This is a genomic window from Streptomyces sp. NPDC002138 (assembly GCF_040296485.1).
GTDB lineage: Bacteria > Actinomycetota > Actinomycetes > Streptomycetales > Streptomycetaceae > Streptomyces.
This window is the reverse complement of the sequence record NZ_JBEOXE010000021.1, coordinates 92,688-114,533: the sequence shown is the minus strand read 5'-3', so window position 1 is coordinate 114,533 and position 21,846 is coordinate 92,688. Positions and strand designations below refer to the sequence as shown.

The window sequence follows — 21,846 nt, the reverse complement described above, 5'->3', positions numbered from 1 at the left end:
GGCGGTATGAAACTGTCCGGCGGCGTCGAGTGGGCCCTGCACTGCTGTGTGGCCCTGACGGCGGCCAGCGAGCCTGTACCGGCGGCCCGCCTGGCCGAGCTGCACGAAGTGTCGCCCAGCTACATGGCCAAGCAGCTGCAGGCGCTCTCGCGGGCAGGCCTGGTGCGCTCCGTCCAGGGCAAGACCGGTGGCTACATGATCACGAGGGAAGCCTCACAGATCACCCTTTTGGACGTGGTGCAGGCCGTCGACGGGGCGACCCCGGCGTTCGTATGCACCGAGATCCGCCAGCGCGGACCGTTCGCGACACCGCCGGAGCAGTGCACGAAGCAGTGCCCCGTGGCCCGGGCGATGGGAGCGGCGGACGCGGCATGGAGGGCCTCGCTGGCCGGGGTCACGATCGCCGATCTCGTCGCCTCGGTGGAAGAGGACAGCGGGCCGGATGCGCTGCCCGGCATCGGCACCTGGCTGACCGCGGGCCCCACGAACTGACCCGATACGCCGTTCGGGGCGGCCCGCATGGCCGGGGGCCGTCCTGGGAAGGCGGGACACATCTGATCGACGATGTGATGGGTACAGGCATGCGAAGTGTGGGCGTGGAAGAGGAACTGCTCCTGGTGGACCCCGCCAGTGGCGTCCCGCTGGCCTTGTCGGGGCACGTACTGGAAGCCGCGGACCGGTCCGACGGACACGGCCCCCGCGACGGCTGGGAGCAGGGCCACAACTTCGAGCGGGAGCTCGCCAAGGAACAGGTCGAGTTCGCGACGAAGCCGGTCACCGACATGAGCGAGTTGGCGTGCGAGATCGGCCGGTGGCGGACCGAGGCCGCGCGGCACGCGGAGGGCGTCGGCGCGGTCGTCGCCGCACTGGGCACCTCGCCGCTGCCCGTGGAGCCGTCCCTGAACACCGGCCGCCGCTACCAGTGGGTCGCCGAGCAGTTCGGCATGACCGCACAGGAGCAGCTGACCTGCGGCTGCCACATCCACGTGTCCGTGGAGTCGGACGAGGAAGGGGTCGCGGTCCTGGACCGCATCCGGCCCTGGCTGGCGGTCCTGACCGCCCTCAGCGCGAACTCGCCGTTCTGGCAGGGACAGGACACGGGGTACGGGAGCTACCGGAGCAGGGTGTGGAACCGGCTGCCGTCCGCCGGGCCCGTGGATCTCTTCGGGTCCGCGAAGGGCTACCACGCGCAGGTCCGGGCCATGGTCGACAGCGGTGTGCTCCGCGACGAGGGGATGATCTGGTCGGACGCCCGGCTCTCGGCCGCCTACCCCACCGTGGAGGTCAGGGTCGCGGACGTGTGCCTGGACGCCTCGACGCCGGTCCTGCTCGCCGCCCTCGTACGGGCCCTGGTCGAGACGGCCGCGCGTGCCTGGCGCGCGGGGGAAGCACCGGCCCCGGTCAGTACGAGCCTGCTGCGGCTGGCGTCCTGGCAGGCCGGCCGGTCAGGGCTGGAGGGCTCCCTGCTGCATCCCGAGACGATGCGGGAGGCCTCGCCCGAGGAGGTGGTGGAGGCCCTCCACCGGCACGTACGCGACGCGCTCCGCGACCACGGCGACGAAGCCCTGGTCCGTGACGGCCTCACCGCGCTGCTGCGGGACGGGAACGGGGCGCGCGTCCAGCGCGAACTCCTGCGCACCGAAGGCGACCTCGCCAAGGTGGCCACCCGCTGCGCGGAGATCACCGTCGCGTCCGCCACGACCACCTGAGCCGCCGCCCCCCTGAACCGCCGATCGGCCCTGCCGCTCGGCCAGGTACACAGCGCGCCCTATGATCTACTCATGAGTAACTTAACTGGTGCGGATGAACCGCCGGTCACTTTCGTCCTGGTCCACGGCTCGGGCAGCAACGCCTACGGCTGGTCTCCCGTCGTGGCCGAACTCGGGCTGCGGGGGCGGCCGGCCGTCGCGGTCGACCTGCCCGGCCACGGCCCCGGAGCCTACTTCCCGCTCTCCTACCAGGCACCGCAGGACCTGGAGCGACTGCGTACGGAGCCCTCCCCCATCGCCGGGACGACCCTGGCCGACTGCGCCGCGCACGTGGCTTCGGTAGTGCGCAGGGCGCACCGCAACGGCCCGGTGGTCCTGGTCGGCCAGAGTCTGGGCGGCGTCACCCTCAACGCGGTGGCCGACCTGATACCCGAGCTGATCTCACACCTGGTGTACGTCTCGGCCCTGTGCCCGGCGAAGCGGGCCTCGGTGAGCGAGCTGTTGGCGACGCCGGAGGCAGCCGACAGCTACATCTTCAAGCTGACCGCCGTCCCGACCCCGCCGGAGCTCGGGATCACCCGGGTCAACTGGCGGAGCAACGACCCGTCGTTCTTCCGGATCGCCAAGGAGGCGATGGGCGCCGACTACTCCGACACCGAGATCCGGACGATGCTCAACATCCTCGAACCGGACGAGTCGGCCGCGATCGGGGCCGCCGACGGCCGCGGCCTGCCTCACCAATGGGGCCGCGTCCCGCGTACGTTCGTACGGTTCACCGAGGACCGTACGCTCCCCCCGGCGCTCCAGGACCTGATGATCCGGGAGGCCGACGAGATGACCCCGGGCAACCCCTTCCGCGTACGGTCATTGGCGGCCCCGCACATCGGTCCCCGCGACCCCGCACTGCTCGCCGACGAACTGGAACAGGTGGCCCGGCTCTGCCGCTGAGCCTCTGCCGTTGAGCCTCCGCGCCCGAGCCGGGGAGCCGCGGGTCGACCCGTACCGGGAGCGGGCGACTCGCGGCTCCCCCGCCGTCAACCGCCGTCAACCGCCGCAGGCGTAGAGGTGGTTCGGGTCCTCGCGGGGCGGATCGACGAAGCGTGTGCAGTCACACGTCCCGCCGACGGCACCACAGCCGGCCGGGCCGTGCAGTTCACGAGCGTGGTCGCAGCGGGCGCACGGGGCCTTCCGCGAGCTGAACACCGTGTCCAGGGTGAGCCCGACCGCGAACAGGGCCAGCGGCGTGGTGGCCATCACCACCAGGACCCAGTCGCCTCCCGTCACCGCGCTAGCCTCCGCATCCGCATCCGCCGCACGGAGCGAACGGTCCCTGCCGGCGCTCGCGCTCCCACCAGGACTCGCACCGGCAACGGCCGTACGGCGAGCCGCACTCCGCACACGGCACGTCCTTCGACGCCGGCTTCCACGCGGCGCTCCGCACGCCTTCGTCCACGGGTTCGTCCGCACGCCGGAAGAGCCGGCAGTCACATGCGAGGGCGTCCAACGGGCCGAGGCACCGCCGGAGCGAGGGGACGTGCAGCCCCCGCGGGTGCCCGCAGTCGGCACAGGGATGTGCTGCCATACCAGCCATCGCAAGCACCCTCTCCGGAAAAGGGAATCGCCTTGGCGTTCGAAACCTTACCGGCTAGTGAGGCCCCGTCGGGTGGAAACGAAGCGACCTGGACAGCGCCACGAGGTGGCGGGCCAGAGCCAGTGCGGCGAGCGACGCCACGAGCGCGCACACGCCCGGCCACCCGGCCACCTCGTAGACGCGTACGCCGCACCAGGAACCCGCACTGCCGCCCAGGTAGGCACAGGTCATGTAGGCGGTGTTGAGCCTGCTGCGGGCGTCGGGACGCAGGGCGTAAACGCGGGCCTGGTTGGCCACCATGCCCGACTGCATCGCGATGTCGAGCAGCAGCGTACCGATGACCAGGGCGGTCAGCCCGAGTACGTCTCCCCGGGCACCCACCGCCAGGACCGCGGCGGAGCCGAGGACCGCGAGCATGCAGACGAGGTTCACGGGGTCCGGGCCGTGGCGGTCCACCAGGCGTCCGGCGAGCGGGGTGCAGAACATGGTCGCGCCACCGACCAGGGCGAGCAGTCCGACGGCCTGGGCGCCCATGCCGTACACCGGACCGTGGAGCAGCAGGGCCAGGCACGTCCACACGGCCGAGAAGCCGGCGAAGACCATCGCCTGGTAGAAGCAGGAGCGACGCAGGTCCGGCTCGGTGCCCAGCAGGCGCAGTGACCCGGCCAGGAGCGCTGGGTACGACTGACGTGAGGGCGGGATCGTCGCGGGCATCGTGAAGGCCAGAATGATGGTGAGCAGCAGGGTCAGGGCCGCGGCCGCCAGGTAGGGAACTCGCCACCCCAGCCATTCGCCCAGCGAGCCGCTGAACACCCGGGCGAGCAGCATGCCACCGATCGATCCGCTCAGCAGTGTGCCGATCACCGCTCCGCGGCGGTCGGCGGTCACCAGTCCGGCTGCCAGCGGGCCGACGACCGGAGCGGCCACGGTGGTGAGGCCGATGAGGGCGCCGGCGCCGACGAGGGTCGGCAGGTCCGGTGCGCAGCCTGCGACGAGCAGACCGAGGCCCGTCAGGGCGAGCAGGGTGACGAGGAGCGAGCGGTACGGCAACCGGTCGCCGAGCGGGACCAGCAGGAAAAGACCGGCTGTGTAGCCGAGTTGGGTCGCGGTCACGGCCAGGGAAGCCGCATCGGGTGAGGCGTGCAGCCCGGCGGCCACCAGCGGGATGACCGCCTGCGGGAAGTACACGTTGCCCACGGCCACCGCGCAGGTCATGGCCAGTGTCAGGGTCATCCGGCGGTTCATCCCGGGTCCGCCGTGCCGATCACGCTGCGCCGCGCAGGAGTTGTGTGCGTCATGCGCTGAAGTTCACGGCACCTCCGTGCCGTTTCCAATCGATGTAGCGTGGAGCTTAATGATCAGCTTTGTGCTCGACGTCGAGGATCTCGCGGACACTCGCTTCGCCGTCTCGCCCCTGCACGAAACCGTGGTCAGCCTGCGGGTGCTGCGGGATCCGGGCCTCTCCGCGCTGCACCTCCCGTGGCGCAGATCCGTCCTCGGCCGGCTCGGCGCCCTCGACACCCGCCTGTTGATGTCCCTGGTCGCGGCCCGGCGCACCCTCCCCGACTTCCTGACGCCGCGGCCCAGCGGCTTCGCCCCGGCCTTCGAGGAAGAACTGGCCGTCGTCCGCCGGACCTCCCCCGAGACGGTGCGGCGCGATCTGACGGCCACGCACGCGCCGGACCCACTTCCCGAAGCGCTGCGCGACGCCACCGCCGCCGCCGCCGCCGCCGACGACGACGACGAGCCTGTCATCGCACTCCGCGATGCGATCTGCGCGCTCCTGCGGCAGTACTGGGAGATCGCCATCGAGCCGGTGTGGCCGCAGATGCGACTGCTTCTGGAAGCCGACATGACCTATCGCGCACGGCAACTGGCCGTGGGAGGCGCCCGCCTGCTGTTCGCGGACATGCACCCGAACCTGCGCTGGCGGGACGGGGTCCTGCACATCGACAAGATGATCAGCAGGCACCGCGTCGCGGCCTCCGGCCGGGGCCTGTTGCTCCTGCCTTCGGTGTTCGCTCACCAACCCGCGCCCCCGGTCAGCCCGGAGGAACCGCCGGTGCTGTCGTACCCGAGCCGCGGAGTGGCGACACTGTGGGCCCCGGCGCCCACCCCTGATGCGCCGGCCCTGGTGGCGCTGCTCGGCGCCCCCAGGGCGAAGCTGCTGGCCCTCCTCGATGAACCGCTGTCCACGGCCGAGATCGCTCGTCGTTTCCGGGTCACCCCGAGTGCCGTGTCCCAGCACCTGCGCGTGCTGCACGCCACGGGGCTTCTGACCCGGGCTCGCGACGGACGGCAGGTTCTGTACCGCCGTAGCCCTCTCGGGGATGAGTTGGCCGGCCAGCATCACCCGCACCCGCTCGCGCGCTCGTGACTCCGGCAGCTCGTGGCGGCCGCGGGTCCGCCGGCGCCGTTCAGGAGCCGATGAAGCGGGTGGCGCCGACGAACGGGCGGTTCGTCAGGGGTTCCTCCCTGACCTTCTCCCCGGTCCTGGGCGAGTTGATCATCATCGGCTCGCCCTGGGCGTTCCTGCCGACGTAGATGCCGATGTGGGTGACGTTCGAGGTGCTGGTGCCGAAGCCCACCACGTCGCCGGGCCGGAGGTCGGCCGGTGAGGTGATCCGCTCTCCCACGGCCGAGCCCGCGGGCGCCGCGCCGCCGCCCGCGTCGTACTGCGGCTGGCTGTCGCGCGGGATGGTGATGCCGAGGGCGGAGTACACCTGGCTCGTCAGGCCGGAGCAGTCGTAGCCGAACCCGGCGGTGCCGGACCACAGGTACTCCAGGCCCAGGAACTTGCGCGCTTCGGCGACCACGTCGTCCCCGGTCACCCCCGACGTCGGGACCTTCGCGAGATCACCGCGCGCGAAGTAGATCGGAGTGCCGTCATTGGCCCGGGCCTCCACGACGCGCGGGGCGCCCGGGACCGGCTTCACGGCGAACTCCGTGTTGAACGAGTACTCGGTGCCTCCCTTGGACGGCGCCCCCGCCTCCAGTGCCTGACGGGAGCCGTATCCCCGGGCCGTGGGGCTGGTGATCCGCTCCGCGGTCGTGCCGGGCAGGGCCTTCTTCCGGTGCTTCGTCAGCTGCCGGTCGGGCACCCAGCCGGGGTAGCCCGCCTCGTTCCTGGGCGTGGGCTGGCCGTGGACCACCACCTTGTCCCAGAGCACGCCGTCCTTGGTCATCGTGTCGACCACGGTGACCCGGCCCCCGTACAGGGCCTGCGTCTCGCCCGGGACGTCGCGGCGCAGGTTGATGTCGGGGGCCATGGCGGCGAACCAGCCCCGGATGTCGACCGGGTTGGTGAGCGCCTTCGCGTCCACCGGCCGCACTTTGTCGGGGCTCTCCCAGACCTGGGCGACGGACACGTCGACGTAGCAGGTGGCGGCGCCCTTGCAGGGGGCCGACGCCGCCGAGGCGGAGGCCTCGGCGGCGGAGACGGGATGCGCCAGGGGAACCAGGGCCATCACGGCGCCGATGGCAGCGGGAAGCGCGATATTCGAGAGGGGCATACGACGATTGTCCTGCGCCGGCCGGGGCGGACCAGGGACCGCTCGGCCGCCGTGTGGCTGATATCGGTCATGCCGGTCGCCCCGCGGCCAGGGCGACGGCCTCAGCGGCGGCCGGTGGACAGGATGACGAGGAACTGGCCGCCGCCCGCCTCGATGTCGGCGGTCACCGGCAGCCCCGGTACCAGTCGGGAGAACCGGTCCACCAGCCATTCGGTCGCTTCCCGGGCGTCCTGCCTGGTCGAACAGCGCCCGACCACCTCGCGGCCTCCCTTGCGCTCCAGCCGCGCGGCGACGGCGATCAGCGGCGCGGGTTCGGCCACGTACGGGCGGTCCGGCCAGGCGATCTCCACCTTGACCGCGCCCTTGCGGCTGTTGCACCCGCGGTGCGCGAGGCGCTCGGCGACCTTGGCCTTCCGGTCGGAGGTCCGGCTGTCCACGCTGGGCCCCTGCTGGTCGTTCACAGACTTGTCGGGGTCGACCGGTTCGTCGCACACCCAGCACCGCCAGCCGTCACGCTCGGCCACATCATCCAGGAGACTCATCCGAGCAATTTAGCCTGTTCAGCCGCCACCCCGCGCACCAGGGCCGCTGCGACCACTGATCGAGCGGTGACCTCGTCAGGGCCGGCGCAGGAAGCGGGTCAGGGCGGCGACGTACTCGTGGGGGTGGGTGACGTGGGGGATGTGGCCCGCGCCTTCGAGCCTCTGGCGGCGGGCCCGGGGAAGGGCGTCGGCCAGGCGGTCGAGGATGAGCGAGAGCCACGCCGGGCTCTCCGAGCCACCGCTCAGCAGGACCGGTACGTCGAGGTGCGCGAGGGCGTCGAGGTCGATCCCCGCCCAGTCGGGGTCGGACTGTTCGTCCAGCCAGGTGGGGGCGTTGTGGATGAACGTGTCACGCACCTGGGCCGGCAGTCGGTCCCACGTGCCGGGGCCCATCGCGACCTCCTCCACGAACAGCCGTGCGCCCTCTTCGTGTTCACCTTTGCGCAGGAGACCGAGTGCGGCCTCGATCGAGGCCTTCGCCGGCCCCATGTCCTCCATCGCCGCCGGGTCGTCGGCGACGATCGCGACGAGCGGAGGTTCGTGGAGAGTGATGCTGCGGAACAGTTCCGGCCGACGGGCGGCCAGGCCGAGGGCGGTGGACGCGCCGAAGGAATTGCCCGCCACGTGTGCGGGCGCCGGGCCGAGCTGTTCGATCAGGGCCGCCAGGTCGTCCTCGTCCTGCCTCCGCGTGCCCTGGCCCGTCCCCGCTTCGCTCCGCCCGTGACCACGCCGGTCATAGCTCAGCACCCGGAACGACGCGCGGACGTCGGCCTCGATCGCGGGCTGCCACGACGTGTGGTCGCTCCACGAGCCGTGGACGAAGACGAGGGGTTCGCCTTCCCCGACGACCTCGTAGTAGAGATTCAGGTCTCCTGCGCGAAGAAACGGCATGCCCCGTCCCTTCCAACACCGCCGACGCCGTAAGCGCGGCCGCCCCGGCCTTCAGGCCTACGGGTCAACGGAGGTCGTCGAGGGGAGTGCGCTCCGAGCCACCGGGCCGCTTGGCCTGCGATGGTGACGCACGCCCGCAATCCGACTTGACCTCGGGGTGGGTCGAGGAACGAGGCTGGGACCATGAACACTCAGCCAGTCGGCGCCGGGGGTACCGAGACCGCCGTCCCCACTCCCAGCCCCACCGACCACCAGCCCGACCGATGGTCCGGCGCCGCGCTCGATCTCGACGCCTATCTGCTCCGGATCGGGTACGACGGCCCCCGCGAGCCCACCCTCGGCGTCCTGCGCGATCTCCAGCGCGCCCACACCACCGGCATCCCCTTCGAGAACGTGCACGCCGTCCTCGGCCGCGACCTGCCGCTCGACCTTCCCTCCGTCGAGGCACGCCTGGTCGGCGACCGGCGCGGCGGCTACTGCTTCGAGCACGTCCTCCTCTTCGCCGCCGGCCTCGAACGCCTCGGGTTCCACGTCACGGGGCTGATCGGGCGGGTCAGCCTCGGCGCGCCCAAGGTCCTCCCCGCCACGCACGGGCTTCTCGCGGTGACCGCCCGGGACGACGACCGCGAGTGGCTGTGCGACGTCGGCTTCGGGGCGGGTCCCCTCGGGCCGATCGAACTCGCCGACGGGGCTCATATCGCGTACGAGGGCTGGCAGCACCGGCTGGAGCGGCGGCCCGGCGCCCACGGCATCGACCAGTGGTGGCTGTATCAGACCTCGCCGGGCCCGTCCGGGCCGGACGACGACCCCGAGCGGCCCCGGACCCCCTGGATCGACCGGCACACCTTCACCCTCACCGCGCAGTACCCGATCGACTACGTCGTCGGCAGCCACTTCGTGGGCACGCACGCGCGCTCCCCGTTCGTCCGCCGGCTCTTCGCCCAGCGCATGACCCCCGCCGCTCACCACAGCCTGGACGACCTGACCCTCGTCACCACCCTCCCCGACGGGACGAGGACCACCGAGGAGATCGCGCCGGACGCCCTGGACGGAACGCTGTGCGCGGTGTTCGGCATCGCCCTCACGGACGAGGAACTCCGCCTGATCGCGGCCCGCCGAACGGTCGCTACGCGAGCAGGCGTTGTCTGATCATTTCCATGACCTCGGCGCGGCTGCGCTTGCCGTTGTCGGCGGCGTCGAGGTGGTTGCCGATGCGCACGGAGACGGCGATCAGGCAGCGGACCTCGACCTCGTCCTCGTCGGGGCAGAAGTCGGAGAACAGCGCACGCAAGTAGTCCATGCGGCGGTTGTCGACGTGGCGCAGGCGCTCGGCGACGTCCGGGTCGCGGCGGGCCCAGTCGCGGACGGCCATGTCGGCGGTGGTGCCCCGCACCGGTCCCTCGACCGTGGCGGCCACCAGGGTGAACAGGCGGTCCAGCCGGGTCCGGGCATCGCCGCCCGCGCTCTCCACCTGCTCGATCACGCCCTCGGCGACCTCGTACTCCCAGGTGTCGAGCATCTCGGTGAGCAGGGCGTCGCGGTTGCGGAAGTACCCGTAGAAGCCGCCCTTGCTGACGCCGAGTGCCTGCGCCAGCGCCTCGATCCTGACGGCGTCCGGCCCGCCCGCCGTCAGGGCGCGCAGGCCCTCCTCGATCCACTTCGCGCGTGGGGTGCGGGTCGTTCCCATGGTGTGCGGCTCCTCACGTCCCGGCCGAGTATACGGGGGCGTATAGATGGGGCTACGCTCAGATCTATACGGCAGCGTATAGACAGGGGTCCAGCCCATGCGACTTCCACGAACCGCCCACACCCGCCGCCCTTGGCGGATCCATGAGATCGCCGACGGCTTCACGGTCGAGGACGTGTGGGCCCTGCCCACGCCCGGCGGCCCGGACGATCTGCCCGAGCTGGTGCGGCAGATCGCCGAGGGGATCCGGGGCGGCGTGAGCGGAGACACTCCGCTCTCCCGCCTGCTCTTCTCCGTCCGCTGGAAGCTCGGAGCGCTGCTCGGCTGGGACAAACCCGCGGCCGGCGTCGGCGCCCGTACGGCTTCGCTGCGCGACCGCATGCCCGTCGACCTGCGCGAAGGGCCACGAGGCCCCGACCTCGACTCGTCCCCGTTCACCTCGCTCTACGAGACGGGCGACGAGTGGGCCGCCGAGATGGCCAACAAGACCGTGCACGCGGTGCTGCACCTCGGCTGGGTCACCGACGGCTCGGGGGGCCATCGCGGGCAGATGGCCGTCCTGGTCAAGCCGAACGGCCGGCTCGGCAGCCTGTACATGCTCGGCATCAAACCGTTCCGCTACATCGGGGTGTACCCCGCGCTGATGCGCACCATCGGGCGCACCTGGCAGGCCAACGCCGCCGGGCGCGGCGCGCGGTGAGGACGCGCACAGAGCGAGGGGGCGCCCGTCGCGCCCGCCGCGCCGCCCCGCCCTCCCCGCATTCCGGGCGGCCTACAGCATCGGGTAGGAGTCGAGGAACGACGTCCAGAACACGCTCTTGAACGGCAGGGGATCCCAGCGCTCCATCCCCTCGCGGACGATTTCCTCGACGGCGGCCCAGTCGTTGGGATCCGGGCGCTCGTCCGGCCCGGGCCGCTCCACCTCGACCTTGTAGACGAGGTACCCGAGCGACGAGACGTCCCCGTGGATCACCTCGTACTCGATCTCGGAGTCGGGGTCGCGGACCCAGATCGTTCCGTCTCCGAGGTGCACGAAGACGACTGCCTGCAGGAGCGTGCCCAACGGCTGCAGTCTGCCGTGCGGGGTATCGGCGGGCCGGGGGTCCACGTCCTGCGTGAAGGCCGCCTCCGGACTTGACGGGTTACGGTCCGCCAGCTCCTCGAGGATGCGGAAGAGCCCCCGGGAGTGCGGGACCCCGACCTCGCTCACGAAGCGTGCGGCGTCCCGGGCCGGCCAGATGCGGGCCGCCCTGTCCGACCTGAACCGCAGCAGATCGCCGGGCGCGGCCCGCTCGACGACCACGGGCCACTCGATGCCCACCAGCATAGGTCGTCACCCCTCGTCCGTGCCGGGCGCGGCGGTGCCGGCCGAGGTGAGGTAGTGCACGGTGGTCCGTTCGGCGTGCGGGGTGAGCAGGTCCTGGAGTTCGGCGGCGGCGGTCTCGAGGAGGTGGCCGTCGCGGGTGGCGCGGAGCGTTTCGAGGATGAAGGCGACGTGGGTGGAGTCCTCGGTGACGCGGGTGCGGTGGGCGTCGCGGTGGTTCCAATGGCGGGTCAGGACGCCGGTGGTGTCGGCGTAGACGACCTCGCCGGGCTTGGGGTTCTCGACGGCGCCGGGTTCGCCGAGCGGGGTGAAGGTCTCGCTGCCGTCCGCGTACCGGATGTCGACGTCGCCCGTGACGTGGTCGAGGTCGAAGGCGCCGGCGGGCAGGCCGTGGCGGACGGAGACGGCGTTGTAGGAGTCGACGGCCGGGTTGATGCGCGGCAGCGTGCCCCTCTTGGCCATGCGGCGGCCGAGCGCGTCGACGCTGGGGCGGATCCGGCGGGGGTTGGTCCCGAAGGAGCGGTAGGCGGTGTGCCATGCCTCGATGCGCGGGTCGTCCTCGTCGGCCGGGACCCAGGTGCCGTCGGCGAGCCGCCTCTCCAACTCCTCCACGGCGGTGGTGGCGGCGGCCCAGGGTTCGCGCCCGCGCAGTCCGGTGGCGGTGACGACGGCGATCAGGGTGTCGGGGAAGGCATCGGCGACGGCGGGGTCGATGCGGAAGGTCATGGTGGGGCTCCGGTTCTCGGTGCGTCCGGTGGGTGCGTGGTCGGGTGGCGCGGCGGTCAGGGCAGGGCGAGCAGGCCGACGGCGACGGCGGCGGCGCCCAGGCCGATGAGCTGGCCGCGGTAAATGCGCTCGGCCAGGACGCCGCGGGCGAGCAGGACGGTGCCGACCGGGTAGAGGGCGGTGATCACGGCGACGACGGCGAGGTCCCCGCTGCGGGCGGCGAGCAGGAACATCAGGTTCGCCAGCGAGTCCAGCACGCCCGCGGCGGCCGACATCGCGTAGGCGGGCCTTTCCGTACCGAGCCTGCGGCGCAGCAGACCGGCGGCTGTCAGGGTGACGGCCGAGGCCACCGCCCTGCCGATGATCAGCGGGGCCACGCCGCTGTCGGAGGGCGCCTGGTGCAGGCAGATCAGCTGGAGGGCGATGGCGGTGCCCGCACCGAGGGCCGTCAGCAGGGCCGTACGGGACGGCCGCGCGGAACCGGCCCCGTGTCCGGCACTGACCAGCACGACCGCGACGAGCGCGAGCGGCAGGCCGAGCAGTCCCGCCAGGCCCAGGCGCTCGCCCTGGAGCAGCCCCACGCCGACGGGCAGCGCGGCGGACACCAGTGCGGTGACGGGCGAGAGCACGTTCATCGGGCCGATCGCCAGGGCCTTGTACAGCAGGGCGAAGGCGACGGCCGAGGCCACGCCGGAGGCGGCGCCCCAGGCGAGGGCACCGGCACTGAAAGAAGCACCGAGGACGGGCCACAGCAGCAGTTCGACCGCGAGCGAGGCCGGGGCGGCGATCAGCACGGTGCGCAGGACGTGGGCCTTGCGGGCACCCAGGCCGCCGAGGAAGTCGGCACAGCCGTAGGCCACGGAGCTGCCCAGGGCCAGCAGCAGAGCGATCACGATTACATCCCTTACTATCAACGGAACGACCGAAGCGTACAACGGACCGACCGGGATGTGTCAATCGAATGACCGTCTGGTGCAGTGCAATGGTCCGCCGTGACGGCCGTCGCCCAGTGAGGCCAGTAAGGAAGGAACCGGATGACAGAGACCGAGGCAGCACTGCGCACGCTCGCGGGCAACGTCCGGGCGGCCCGCACCCGCGCGGGCCTGTCCCTGGATGAGTTCAGCCGACGCGCCCAGGTCAGCAAGGGCGCCCTCGTGGCCCTGGAGAAAGCCCAGGGGAACCCGAACTTCGCCACCCTGGTGCGGCTGGCCGACACCCTCGGGGTCTCCGTGTCCGCCCTCATGGAGGGCCCCGCGCAGGGCCGCGTCCGCGTCGTGTCCGCCGACACCGTGATGCCCCTGTGGACCGGGGCCAACGGCAGCACGGCCCGGCTCATGCTGACGACGTCAGGACCGGCCCCGACCGAGGTCTGGCGCTGGGAGCTCCAGCCGGGCGACGCCTACCCCAGCCACCCCCACCAGCCCGGTGTCACCGAGACCGTCAGCGTCACCGCCGGACGGATGACCCTGGTCGTCGACGGCGCCGAACACCCCGTCGAAGCCGGTCAGACCGCCACCTTCAACGGCGACGCCCCCCACACCTACCGCGCCGCCGGCACCGAAACCTGCCACCTCATCATGACCGTCCATCTGCCGCCCGGCCCCGCTTCCACCTCCACCTGACCCGCTCAGCCCCGGACCGCCGCCGACCGCGGTCCGGGGCTGAGCGTTACGCTGCTTGTACGAGGGTTTCCACCGGTTTGCCGACGATCGAGTCATCGGCGAAGAGGAGGCTGCCATGAGCCAGTACGACGAGTACTCCACGCCGTCGCAGGCCGAGGGCGAGCGGCTGGACGAAGACATGGACGAGGCACAGCTCAAGCAGCGGCACGCCCAGACGCGGCGCGGCACGCCCTCCCAGGCGGAGGGCGAACGCGAGGCGGAGGAGGACGGCAAGAAGTAGGGACGAGGAAGGAGGGACGTACGGGGATACACGGGGACGTACGGGGGCAGGGTTACGGGGTGACGGTGAACCCCTGGTCCTTGGCGTACTTCCTACTGGCCGCCTGCCAGGCCTTCAGGCCCTCGGTCAGGGGCGTCGAGGAGACGTAGGCCTTGCCGACGGTGTCCTTGAAGATGGAGTTCGCGTACACCTGGTACGGCAGGTACGACCAGCCCGTCCCGACGTCACGGGCCGCGTCGGCCAAGATCTGGTTGGCCTGCTGACCACCGAAGTACGGGAACGGGGTCTCCAGGAAGGCCTTGGACTCCAGGTCCGCGCGCGTGGCGGGGAAAACGCCCTCAGCGACCCGTGATGTGGCTCCGGCCCCCGTGGTCGCGTACTCGATGAAGGCGTAGGCCAGCGCCTTGTTCTTCGACGCCTTCGGGACGGCCAGGGAGCTACCGCCGTTCTCGGCGCCCGCCTTGGCGCCCTTCGCCCACTGCGGCAGCGGTGCCACGCGCCAGTCCCCGGCCGCGCCGGGAGCACCCGAGGCGAAGTTGGCCGGCATCCAGGCGCCTATCGACAGGGTGGCGATGCTGCCGTCGGAGAGGCCCTTGTACCACTCGTCGCTCCAGGAACTGACCGGTGCCAGCAGGTGCTCGTCGAGCAGCTTCTGCCAGGTACTCGTGTACGTCCGCGTCCCCGCGTCGCCGAAGTCGATACCGACCTTGTCGCCGTCCACCGTGTACGGCCGCCCCCCGGCCTGCCAGATGAGGCTGGTCGTGGCCCCGGCGTCCCCGGTGTCGTTCGTGATGGAGATCCTCGGGTCGGCCTTGTGCAGGGCGCGCGCCGCTTCGACGTACTCGTCCCAGGTGGTGGGGACCGCGACGCCGTACCGGTCGAAGACCTTCTTGTTGTAGAACAGCGCCATGGGGCCGGAGTCCATGGGCAGGGCGTAGACCCCCTTCTTGTCGTACCGCACCGCGTTCCACGGCCCGGCGGTGAAGGCCTTGTCGTGGGCGGCGGCGCCATAACGGGACAGGTCCTCCAGCGACTTGGCGATGGCGAACTGACCGAGGGCGTAGTACTCCACCTGCGCCACGTCCGGGGCGCCCGAGCCCGCGGCGACGGCGTTCTGCAGCGCCGTGTACTGCTTGTCGCCCGTACCGGCGTTGATGAGCTCGACGTCGACCTTCGGGTACTTCTTCTCGAAGTCGGCGACCACCTTCTTCAGGGTGGGCTCCCACGCCCACACCGTCACCTTGCCGCCCGCTTCGAGCGCGGACGCCACGTCCTTGGCGTCGCCGTCGGCCGCGGTGTCGGAAGACCCGCAGGCGGTGGTGCCCAGGGCGATGACGCATGTCGCCGCCAGGGCGGCGACGATTCGGCGGCTCCGGCGGCTGCTGTTCGTTCTCATCGGTGGTAGTGCTCCTGGTTCGGTGTGCGGAAGAGGAGGGGAGGGAAGGGGGCCGGACGCGTCATTCCTTGACGCTGCCCGCGGCGAGGCCCGACTGCCAGTACCGCTGGAGGAGGAGGAAGATCACGACGATGGGCGCGATGGTGAGCAGGGAGCCCGTGATGACGAGGTCGAAGACCGGCTGCCCGCCCGCGGTGTGGGCCTGGGCGCTCCACGCGTTGAGCCCCAGGGTGAGCGGGTACCAGTCCGGATCCTTGAGCATGATCAAGGGCAGGAAGTAGTTGTTCCAGGTCGCGACCACCGCGAAGAGGAGCACGGTGACCGTTCCGGGCATCAGCAGGGGCAGGGCGACGCGGAAGAAGATGCGCATCTCGCCGGCGCCGTCGATCCGGGCGGCTTCGAGCAGTTCGGGCGGGACCGACTCGGCCGTGAACACCCACATCAGGTACAGGCCGAAGGGAGAGACGAGGGACGGGATGATCACCGCCCACGGGGTATTGGCCAGGCCCATGCCGCTGAACATCAGGAACGTGGGGACGGCGAGGGCCGTACCCGGGATGGCCACCGCCCCGATGACGACGGCGAACACGGCTCGGCGGCCGGGGAACTGGTAGACGGCCAGGGCGTATCCGCCGAGGACGGCGAGGAGGGTGGCGCCTCCGGCGCCGGCGGCGACGTACAGCAGCGTGTTCAGCGTCCAGCGCACGAAGGCGCCGTCGTCGTAGGTGAGCGTGCGGGCGATGTTGTCCCAGAGGTGGAAGTCCTTGCCGAACCACAGGCCGAAGGAACTGAAGAGACCTTCCTGGTCCTTGGTCGCGTTGATGCCCAGCCACGCGAGCGGCAGGAGGGTGTAGACCAGGGCCAGTCCGGTGATCAGGGTCAGCGGGATGCTGGGCCTGGGGTTGAGCGGGGTGTGGGGGGTCCGCGGGATCCGCGGGAGGCGCCCGCGGAGCGGGCGCGCGGCGGGCGGGCTGCCGGTCGCGAGTGACCCGTCACCCGCGGCGGCGGCGGCCGAGTTGGCGTCGGCGTCGGCACGGACACTGGCACGCGCACCGGTGTTGGCGTCGGTGTTGGTGTTGGTGTTGGTGATCACGCTCAGCCCTTCCTCATGCCGCGCAGCTGGACCGCGTAGGCGATGAGTGCGGTGAGGGCGCCCATCACGAGGGCGACGGTCGCCGCGTAGTTGTGCTGCTGACCGGAGAACGCCAGCGAGTAGGTGTAGAGGTTCGGGGTATACGCGCTCGTGATCGCGTTGGGGGCGAGGTTCTGCAGGATGTTCGGCTCGTTGAACAGCTGGAAGCTGCCGATGACCGAGAAGATCGTGGCGATGGCCAACGCACCGCGGATGGCGGGCAGTTTGATCGCGGCGATGGTCCGCCACTCCCCCGCTCCGTCGATCGCGGCCGCTTCGTAGAGGGAGCGCGGCACCACCTTCAGCGCCGCGTAGAAGATCAGGGTGTTGTAGCCGACGAACTCCCAGGTGACGACGTTCCCGATGGACGCCAGCACCAGCGCCGGGGAGAGCGGATCCGGGAGGGAGAGTCCGAGCGATTCGCTCAGGTTGCCCACCAGGCCGAACCGGGCGCCGTACATGAATCCCCACATCAGGCTCGCGACCACGGCGGGCACGGCGTAGGGCAGGAAGACCGCCACCCGGAAGAAGGCCCGGCCGTACAGCCTGCCGCTGTCGAGGGCGAGCGCGACCAGGAGCGCGATGCCCAGCATGAGCGGCACCTGGACGAGGAGGAACAGCCCGACCCGCGCGGAGGCGTCCCAGAACTGGGGGTCGGTCAGGGCCCGTACGTAGTTGTCCGCGCCCACGAAGGCGGTGCCCCCGATGAGCCGGTCGCGCATCAGGCTGAGGTAGAAGGCGTACCCGATGGGGGCGAGGAAGACGAGCCCGAACACCGCCGCGAACGGTCCGATGAACCCCCACCCGACGAGGGCGGTACCGCGCGAGCGCTTGCGGGGGCCAGGGCCGTGGCGAGGACGGATACGGGGGCGTGGGCGGGGACGGGAGACTGCTTGAGCCGGAGACGGCGAGAGCGTCATGGTGGTCCTTGTGTCGGTGACCGACAGGTCCGCAACGGAGGGAGAGGACGCCTCCGGGGCCGGGAACGACCGCATGGGGCAGAGCCTGGCGCACGATGTTTACGTAATCATCAGTAGCGTGATGGTGGCACCCCCGCCGAGGAGCGTCAAGGTGTCACGCGACCGCACCCTCCTGCCATTTCCGTCCGGACGCTTGACACGCTCTGGGGCGGCTTCCACACTCGCAGCCACCGCGTGTTCACGTAAACATACCCGGGAGGAACCATGCGACCTCATAGGCCACCTCGCCCCCCGCGCACACCGGCCCTGTTCGCCCTCGTGGCCGCCCTCCTCCTCGGCTTCCTCGGCGGCCCCGGCGGCCACGGCACGGCCGCGGCAGCGCCGTCCCCCCTCGCCGCCCCTGTCACCGTCACGAACGCCACGCAGTTCACCGATCCCGCCGGAAACCCCGTCCACGCCCACGGCGGAGGCGTCATCAAGGTCGACGGGTACTACTACTGGTTCGGCGAGGACCGCAATCGCGACAACAGCTTCCAGTACGTGTCGGCGTACCGGTCCAAGGACCTCAAGACGTGGGAGTTCCGCCACCACGTCCTCACCCGGGCCACCGATCCCGAGCTGGCGGGCGCCAACATCGAGCGCCCCAAGGTCATGTACAACCGGGCCACCGCACAGTTCGTCATGTGGATGCACAAGGAGGGCAGCGCGAGCGACTACAGCGAAGCCCGGGCCGCGGTGGCCGTGTCCTCCACGGTCGACGGCGACTACGCCTGGCGCGGGAGCTTCCGGCCCCTGGGCCACATGTCCCGTGACCTCACGACCTTCGTCGACACGGACGGCACCGGCTACATGATCTCGGCCGCCAACCAGAACGCGGACCTGCACGTCTACCGGCTGAGCGCCTCCTACACGGGCATCGACGCGCAGGTGCAGAAGCTCTGGGCCGGCCAGTCGCGCGAGGCGCCCGCCCTGTTCAAGCGCGACGGGGTCTACTTCCTCGTCACGTCCGGCGCCACCGGATGGTCGCCCAACCAGCAGAAGTACGGCACGGCGGACAGCATCACCGGCACCTGGAGCTCGCTGCGCGACCTGGGCGACAGCCGGACGTACGGCTCCCAGACGGCCTACGTGCTCCCCGTCGAGGGCACGTCGGGACACACGGGCTACCTGTACATGGGCGACCGCTGGGGCAACTCCACAGGCGGCACGGTCAACGACTCCCAGTACATCTGGCTGCCGCTCGCCTTCCCCACCCGGACCACGCTCTCCATGGACTACTTCCCGCAGATCAGCATCGCCACGGAGGCGGGCACCGTCAGCGGCATCGGCGACTGGACGACGCTGACCGCCGCGCACAGCGGCAAGTGCGCCGACGCGGCCGGATGGTCGGTGGCGGACGGCGCCGCCCTCATTCAGTGGACCTGTACGGCCGGGAGCGTCAACCAGCAGATGTGGTTCCAGGACGCCGGATCGGGCACGTTCCGGATCATGCTCCGCCACAGCGGCAAGTGCCTCGCGGTGCGCGACGCGTCGGCCGATGACGGCGCCGCCGTCGTCCAGACCACCTGCGCCGACGTGCCCGGCCAGCGGTGGCGCACGACGGCCGCCGGGTCGGACGGCCTGCGGCTGATCGCCCAGCACAGCGACAAGTGCCTCGACGTCAGCAACCAGGCCCGGACGGACGGAGTGCCGCTCATCCAGTGGACCTGCAATTCCGGCGCCAACCAGAAGTGGCTCCGCACGGCGGTCTGATGACGCCCGCCCCCTGCCGCCGCGGCGGGGGGTACGGCCGTCCCGCGCGCTCACTCCTGCGTGGGGCCGAGGTCGGGGGCGTCCCGGAAGCCGACCGCCCGCCCGCGGCCGGGGGCGTGCAGCTCGAGGACGACCACGTCGTTGCGGCCCGCGCGCAGCACCGGTGCGGGTACGTACAGCGACCTCTGCGGGCCGCGGGACCAATAGCGGCCCAGCGCGAAGCCGTTGACCCACGCGCTGCCCTTCGTCCAGCCGTCGAGGTGGAGGAAGGTGTCGGCCGTCCGCGCCACGTCGAAGGTCCCGCGGTAGAAGGCCGGCCCGGACGGCGTGGCCGGCCCGTGGCCGAACGGCACGTCCGCCAGGCCGGTCAGGGGCAGCGCCCTGCTGGTCCACCCCTCGAGCGGAAGCCCGTTCAACAGGACGGCGCCGGCCAGCCCCTTGCGGTCGTGGATGCCCGGTCCGTAGTTCACCCGGCCCTGGTTCTCCACCAGGACGCTCAGAACACAGCCCGGGCGCGGGACGGTGAAGGTCAGGGAATGCTCGTGCGCTTCCCGCTCCAGGACGCCCACGGGCTGGCCGTCGAGGAAGACCTGCGCGCGGTCGCGCACCTGCTCCAGTTCGAGCAGTACCGGACCGGCGGCCGGCAGTTCCGTCTCGTACAGGACGAACCCGAAGTCCTGGCCGAGCTGTTCCATCATCAGGGGCCGGGCGGAGGCGACGGCCTCCCCCAGGACGGGTGCGCAGTCCAGCAGGCCGATGCTCTGGTCCAGGACCACCCCCTCCTTCGTGAACCGCTCCCCGCGGACGGGCGGGGCGTCCTCCGGGACGGGAGCGTACGCGGCGATCACCTTGCGGAAGGCGTGGAACTTCTCCGTCGGGTCGCCGGCCTCGTCGAGGGGCGCGTCGTAGTCGTACGAGGTGACGGTCGGCCGGTAGGTGTGCTTGTCGTTGGCGCCGTTCGTGAAGCCGAAGTTCGTGCCCCCGTGGAACATGTAGAAGTTGACGGACGCGCCGGTCGCCAGGAGTTCGTCCAGCTCCCGCGCCGCCTGCTGCGCGTCGCGGACCACGTGGTGGCCGCCCCAGCGGTCGAACCAGCCGATCCAGAACTCCGTGCAGAGCAGCGGCCCGGACGGCCGGACGGCCCGGAGGGCGGCGAGGTTCCGCGCGGACCCGCTGCCGAAGTTGGCGGTCGCGAGGACGCCCGGCAGGGCGCCGCGTTCCAGGTCGTCGGGCTGGTCGCAGGTGAACAGGGGCACGTCGGCGCCGCAGCGGCGGAGCGAGGCGGCCAGGTGCTCCAGGTAGGCCGTGTCGTCTCCGTACGCCCCGTACTCGTTCTCCACCTGCACCGCGAGAACGGGCCCGCCCCGGCTGGCGAGCCGGCTGCGCAGCGGTGGCAGGAGCCGGGCGAAGTAGTCGTCGACCGCGGCGAGGAAGCGGGGGTCGCGGCTGCGCAGCCGGATGTCGGGCTCGGCCAGCAGCCACGACGGAAGGCCGCCGCCCTCCCATTCGGCGCAGATGTAGGGGCCCGGGCGCAGGAGTACGTACAGCCCCTCGGCGGCGGCGAGGTCGAGGAACGCGGGCAGGTCGAGGCCGCCGTCCATGCGGAACTCGCCCGGCCGGGGCTGGTGGAGGTTCCACGGTACGTAGGTCTCCACCGTGTTGAGCCCCATGAGGCGGGCCTTGCGCAGCCTGTCCGCCCACTGGTCGGGGTGGACACGGAAGTAGTGGAGCCCGCCGGAGAGGATGCGGAAGGGCTCGCCGTCGAGCCGGAAGCCTTCGTCATCGGTCTGGAGAAGAGGCATGCGGTCGTGCTCCTCGACTGAAGAGGGCGTACGCGGGGTACGCAAGGGCATGCCGTTATGTTTACGTAAACATCATGAGGATGGCAAGCCCCACGGCGGCGCGGTGGCCGGGCTACGGTGGGGTGGAGCCCAGGATCAGTCGGCCCACCGTGTCACCGAGGACCGAGCGGGCCTGGGCGTCCAGCCCGTCGTCCGACACGAAGTAGTCGATCTCCGACAGGGTGATGAACCGGCTGAGGCCCACCACGCCCCACTTGGTGTGGTCCGCGACCACGGCCACCCGGGTGGCGGATTCGATCAGCGCGCGGTTGGTCTGGGCTTCCGCGAGGTTCGGGGTCGTCGCACCGGCGCGTTCGGAAACGCCATGGGCGCCGATGACGAGCAGGTCCACCTGGAGCGAGCGGATCGACTGGTCCGCCAGCGGACCGACCAGCGAGGCGGACTTCGTGGGGGTGCCGCCGGTGAGGAGCACCGTACGGCCGGCCGAGGCGGCCTCCGCCCCCGTCGGCCGCAGCAACTCCGCGACCGGCAGCGAGTTCGTCACCACGGTCAGGCCCTCGACGTGCCGGAGCCGACTCGCCACCGCGTAGGAGGTCGTCCCGCCGGAGATGGCCACGACGCTGCCGGGCTTCACGAGGGCCGCCGCGGCCTCGGCGACCGCCGCCTTGGCCCGCGATTCCAGGCCGGCCTTGGTTTCGAAGGCCGGTTCCTCCCCGGTGGTGGCGGAGGCTCGGATCGCACCGCCGTGCACCTTCGCCAGGGAGCCTCGGCCGGCCAGTACGTCCAGGTCCCGGCGGATGGTCATGTCCGAGACACCCAGTTGTTCCACGAGCTCGGCGACGCGCACCGCGCCGTCGCGGCGCACGATGTCGAGGATCAGCGCCCTCCGCTGGGGTGCAAGGCGCGCTACGTCCGTCACGATCTCGTCCCCGCTTCTCCGCCGACCGGGTCCGACGTGAA

Annotated in this window: 23 protein-coding genes; 9 read left to right on the top strand and 14 right to left on the bottom strand. The window is 71.4% G+C overall.

Annotated elements, in window-relative coordinates; all coding sequences use genetic code 11:
* The first annotated feature begins 6 nt into the window (after positions 1-6).
* The 3 genes from ABT084_RS16440 (at position 7) to ABT084_RS16430 (ending at position 2,657) form a co-directional block, all read left to right on the top strand.
* Complete coding sequence (locus tag ABT084_RS16440; protein WP_351043656.1) at positions 7-492, top strand: RrF2 family transcriptional regulator; 486 nt, start codon at positions 7-9, stop codon at positions 490-492.
* An 89-nt stretch (positions 493-581) separates the two neighbouring features.
* Positions 582-1,709 (top strand): glutamate--cysteine ligase 2, encoded by a 1,128-nt coding sequence (locus ABT084_RS16435; protein WP_351043653.1) that lies wholly within the window; start codon positions 582-584, stop codon positions 1,707-1,709.
* Between the two features lie 72 nt (positions 1,710-1,781).
* On the top strand, positions 1,782-2,657 hold the full coding sequence (locus ABT084_RS16430) for an alpha/beta fold hydrolase (RefSeq protein WP_351043650.1): 876 nt from the start codon (positions 1,782-1,784) through the stop codon (positions 2,655-2,657).
* A gap of 96 nt (positions 2,658-2,753) precedes the next feature.
* Here the strand turns inward: ABT084_RS16430 and ABT084_RS16425 are convergent, their stop codons facing one another.
* Together ABT084_RS16425 and ABT084_RS16420 are read right to left on the bottom strand one after the other, a co-directional pair.
* Positions 2,754-2,993 (bottom strand): hypothetical protein, encoded by a 240-nt coding sequence (locus tag ABT084_RS16425; protein WP_351043647.1) that lies wholly within the window; start codon positions 2,991-2,993, stop codon positions 2,754-2,756.
* A gap of 361 nt (positions 2,994-3,354) precedes the next feature.
* The gene (locus ABT084_RS16420) at positions 3,355-4,533 is read right to left on the bottom strand and encodes an MFS transporter (protein WP_351043645.1); all 1,179 of its coding nucleotides are present in this window, start codon (positions 4,531-4,533) and stop codon (positions 3,355-3,357) included.
* 121 nt (positions 4,534-4,654) lie between these two features.
* Between ABT084_RS16420 and ABT084_RS16415 the strand changes: the two genes are divergently transcribed.
* On the top strand, positions 4,655-5,677 hold the full coding sequence (locus ABT084_RS16415; protein ID WP_351043642.1) for an ArsR/SmtB family transcription factor: 1,023 nt from the start codon (positions 4,655-4,657) through the stop codon (positions 5,675-5,677).
* A gap of 40 nt (positions 5,678-5,717) precedes the next feature.
* Here ABT084_RS16415 and ABT084_RS16410 read toward each other — a convergent pair whose 3' ends face one another.
* The 3 genes from ABT084_RS16410 to ABT084_RS16400 all read right to left on the bottom strand — a co-directional run bounded on the left by ABT084_RS16410 (position 5,718) and on the right by ABT084_RS16400 (position 8,245).
* On the bottom strand, positions 5,718-6,812 hold the full coding sequence (locus ABT084_RS16410; protein ID WP_351043639.1) for a C40 family peptidase: 1,095 nt from the start codon (positions 6,810-6,812) through the stop codon (positions 5,718-5,720).
* A 101-nt stretch (positions 6,813-6,913) separates the two neighbouring features.
* Positions 6,914-7,354: a hypothetical protein gene (locus tag ABT084_RS16405; RefSeq protein WP_351043636.1), complete on the bottom strand. Its 441-nt coding sequence runs from the start codon at positions 7,352-7,354 to the stop codon at positions 6,914-6,916.
* A gap of 75 nt (positions 7,355-7,429) precedes the next feature.
* Positions 7,430-8,245: an alpha/beta fold hydrolase gene (locus tag ABT084_RS16400; RefSeq protein WP_351043633.1), complete on the bottom strand. Its 816-nt coding sequence runs from the start codon at positions 8,243-8,245 to the stop codon at positions 7,430-7,432.
* Between the two features lie 183 nt (positions 8,246-8,428).
* Between ABT084_RS16400 and ABT084_RS16395 the strand changes: the two genes are divergently transcribed.
* Positions 8,429-9,394: an arylamine N-acetyltransferase family protein gene (locus ABT084_RS16395; protein ID WP_351043630.1), complete on the top strand. Its 966-nt coding sequence runs from the start codon at positions 8,429-8,431 to the stop codon at positions 9,392-9,394.
* Here ABT084_RS16395 and ABT084_RS16390 read toward each other — a convergent pair.
* On the bottom strand, positions 9,372-9,932 hold the full coding sequence (locus tag ABT084_RS16390) for a TetR/AcrR family transcriptional regulator (RefSeq protein WP_351043628.1): 561 nt from the start codon (positions 9,930-9,932) through the stop codon (positions 9,372-9,374). The genes ABT084_RS16395 and ABT084_RS16390 overlap by 23 nt on opposite strands.
* A 97-nt stretch (positions 9,933-10,029) precedes the next feature.
* On the opposite strand from ABT084_RS16390, the gene ABT084_RS16385 reads away from it, so the two are divergent.
* Positions 10,030-10,632 carry a DUF2867 domain-containing protein gene (locus tag ABT084_RS16385; protein WP_351043625.1) on the top strand — a complete coding sequence of 201 codons (603 nt, stop codon included), beginning with the start codon at positions 10,030-10,032 and terminating at the stop codon, positions 10,630-10,632.
* 72 nt (positions 10,633-10,704) lie between these two features.
* Here the strand turns inward: ABT084_RS16385 and ABT084_RS16380 are convergent, their stop codons facing one another.
* From ABT084_RS16380 to ABT084_RS16370, 3 genes are read right to left on the bottom strand one after another with little or no spacing between them, the layout of a single operon-like run.
* Positions 10,705-11,259: an SUKH-4 family immunity protein gene (locus ABT084_RS16380; protein ID WP_351043622.1), complete on the bottom strand. Its 555-nt coding sequence runs from the start codon at positions 11,257-11,259 to the stop codon at positions 10,705-10,707.
* 6 nt (positions 11,260-11,265) lie between these two features.
* Complete coding sequence (locus ABT084_RS16375; protein ID WP_351043619.1) at positions 11,266-11,982, bottom strand: B3/B4 domain-containing protein; 717 nt, start codon at positions 11,980-11,982, stop codon at positions 11,266-11,268.
* 56 nt (positions 11,983-12,038) lie between these two features.
* Positions 12,039-12,875, bottom strand: a complete 837-nt coding sequence (locus ABT084_RS16370) for an EamA family transporter (protein WP_351043616.1) — start codon at positions 12,873-12,875, stop codon at positions 12,039-12,041.
* Between the two features lie 141 nt (positions 12,876-13,016).
* Between ABT084_RS16370 and ABT084_RS16365 the strand changes: the two genes are divergently transcribed.
* Both ABT084_RS16365 and ABT084_RS16360 read left to right on the top strand, forming a co-directional pair.
* Positions 13,017-13,604 (top strand): helix-turn-helix domain-containing protein, encoded by a 588-nt coding sequence (locus tag ABT084_RS16365; protein WP_351043613.1) that lies wholly within the window; start codon positions 13,017-13,019, stop codon positions 13,602-13,604.
* A 115-nt stretch (positions 13,605-13,719) separates the two neighbouring features.
* On the top strand, positions 13,720-13,884 hold the full coding sequence (locus ABT084_RS16360) for a hypothetical protein (RefSeq protein WP_351043610.1): 165 nt from the start codon (positions 13,720-13,722) through the stop codon (positions 13,882-13,884).
* Positions 13,885-13,936: 52 nt separating this feature from the next.
* On the opposite strand, the gene ABT084_RS16355 is transcribed toward ABT084_RS16360, so the two are convergent.
* From ABT084_RS16355 to ABT084_RS16345, 3 genes are all read right to left on the bottom strand, one after another.
* Positions 13,937-15,280: an ABC transporter substrate-binding protein gene (locus ABT084_RS16355; RefSeq protein WP_351043608.1), complete on the bottom strand. Its 1,344-nt coding sequence runs from the start codon at positions 15,278-15,280 to the stop codon at positions 13,937-13,939.
* 61 nt (positions 15,281-15,341) lie between these two features.
* Complete coding sequence (locus ABT084_RS16350) at positions 15,342-16,211, bottom strand: carbohydrate ABC transporter permease (protein ID WP_351043690.1); 870 nt, start codon at positions 16,209-16,211, stop codon at positions 15,342-15,344.
* 164 nt (positions 16,212-16,375) lie between these two features.
* Entirely contained in the window at positions 16,376-17,332 is a 957-nt protein-coding gene (locus ABT084_RS16345; RefSeq protein ID WP_351043605.1) for a carbohydrate ABC transporter permease, read from the bottom strand.
* A gap of 264 nt (positions 17,333-17,596) precedes the next feature.
* Here ABT084_RS16345 and ABT084_RS16340 point away from each other — a divergent pair, with 264 nt between their 5' ends.
* Positions 17,597-19,084, top strand: a complete 1,488-nt coding sequence (locus ABT084_RS16340; RefSeq protein WP_351043601.1) for an RICIN domain-containing protein — start codon at positions 17,597-17,599, stop codon at positions 19,082-19,084.
* 50 nt (positions 19,085-19,134) lie between these two features.
* Here the strand turns inward: ABT084_RS16340 and ABT084_RS16335 are convergent, their stop codons facing one another.
* Entirely contained in the window at positions 19,135-20,886 is a 1,752-nt protein-coding gene (locus ABT084_RS16335; RefSeq protein ID WP_351043598.1) for a glycoside hydrolase family 35 protein, read from the bottom strand.
* 112 nt (positions 20,887-20,998) lie between these two features.
* Positions 20,999-21,805 (bottom strand): DeoR/GlpR family DNA-binding transcription regulator, encoded by an 807-nt coding sequence (locus ABT084_RS16330; protein ID WP_351043596.1) that lies wholly within the window; start codon positions 21,803-21,805, stop codon positions 20,999-21,001.
* Positions 21,806-21,846: the final 41 nt, after the last annotated feature.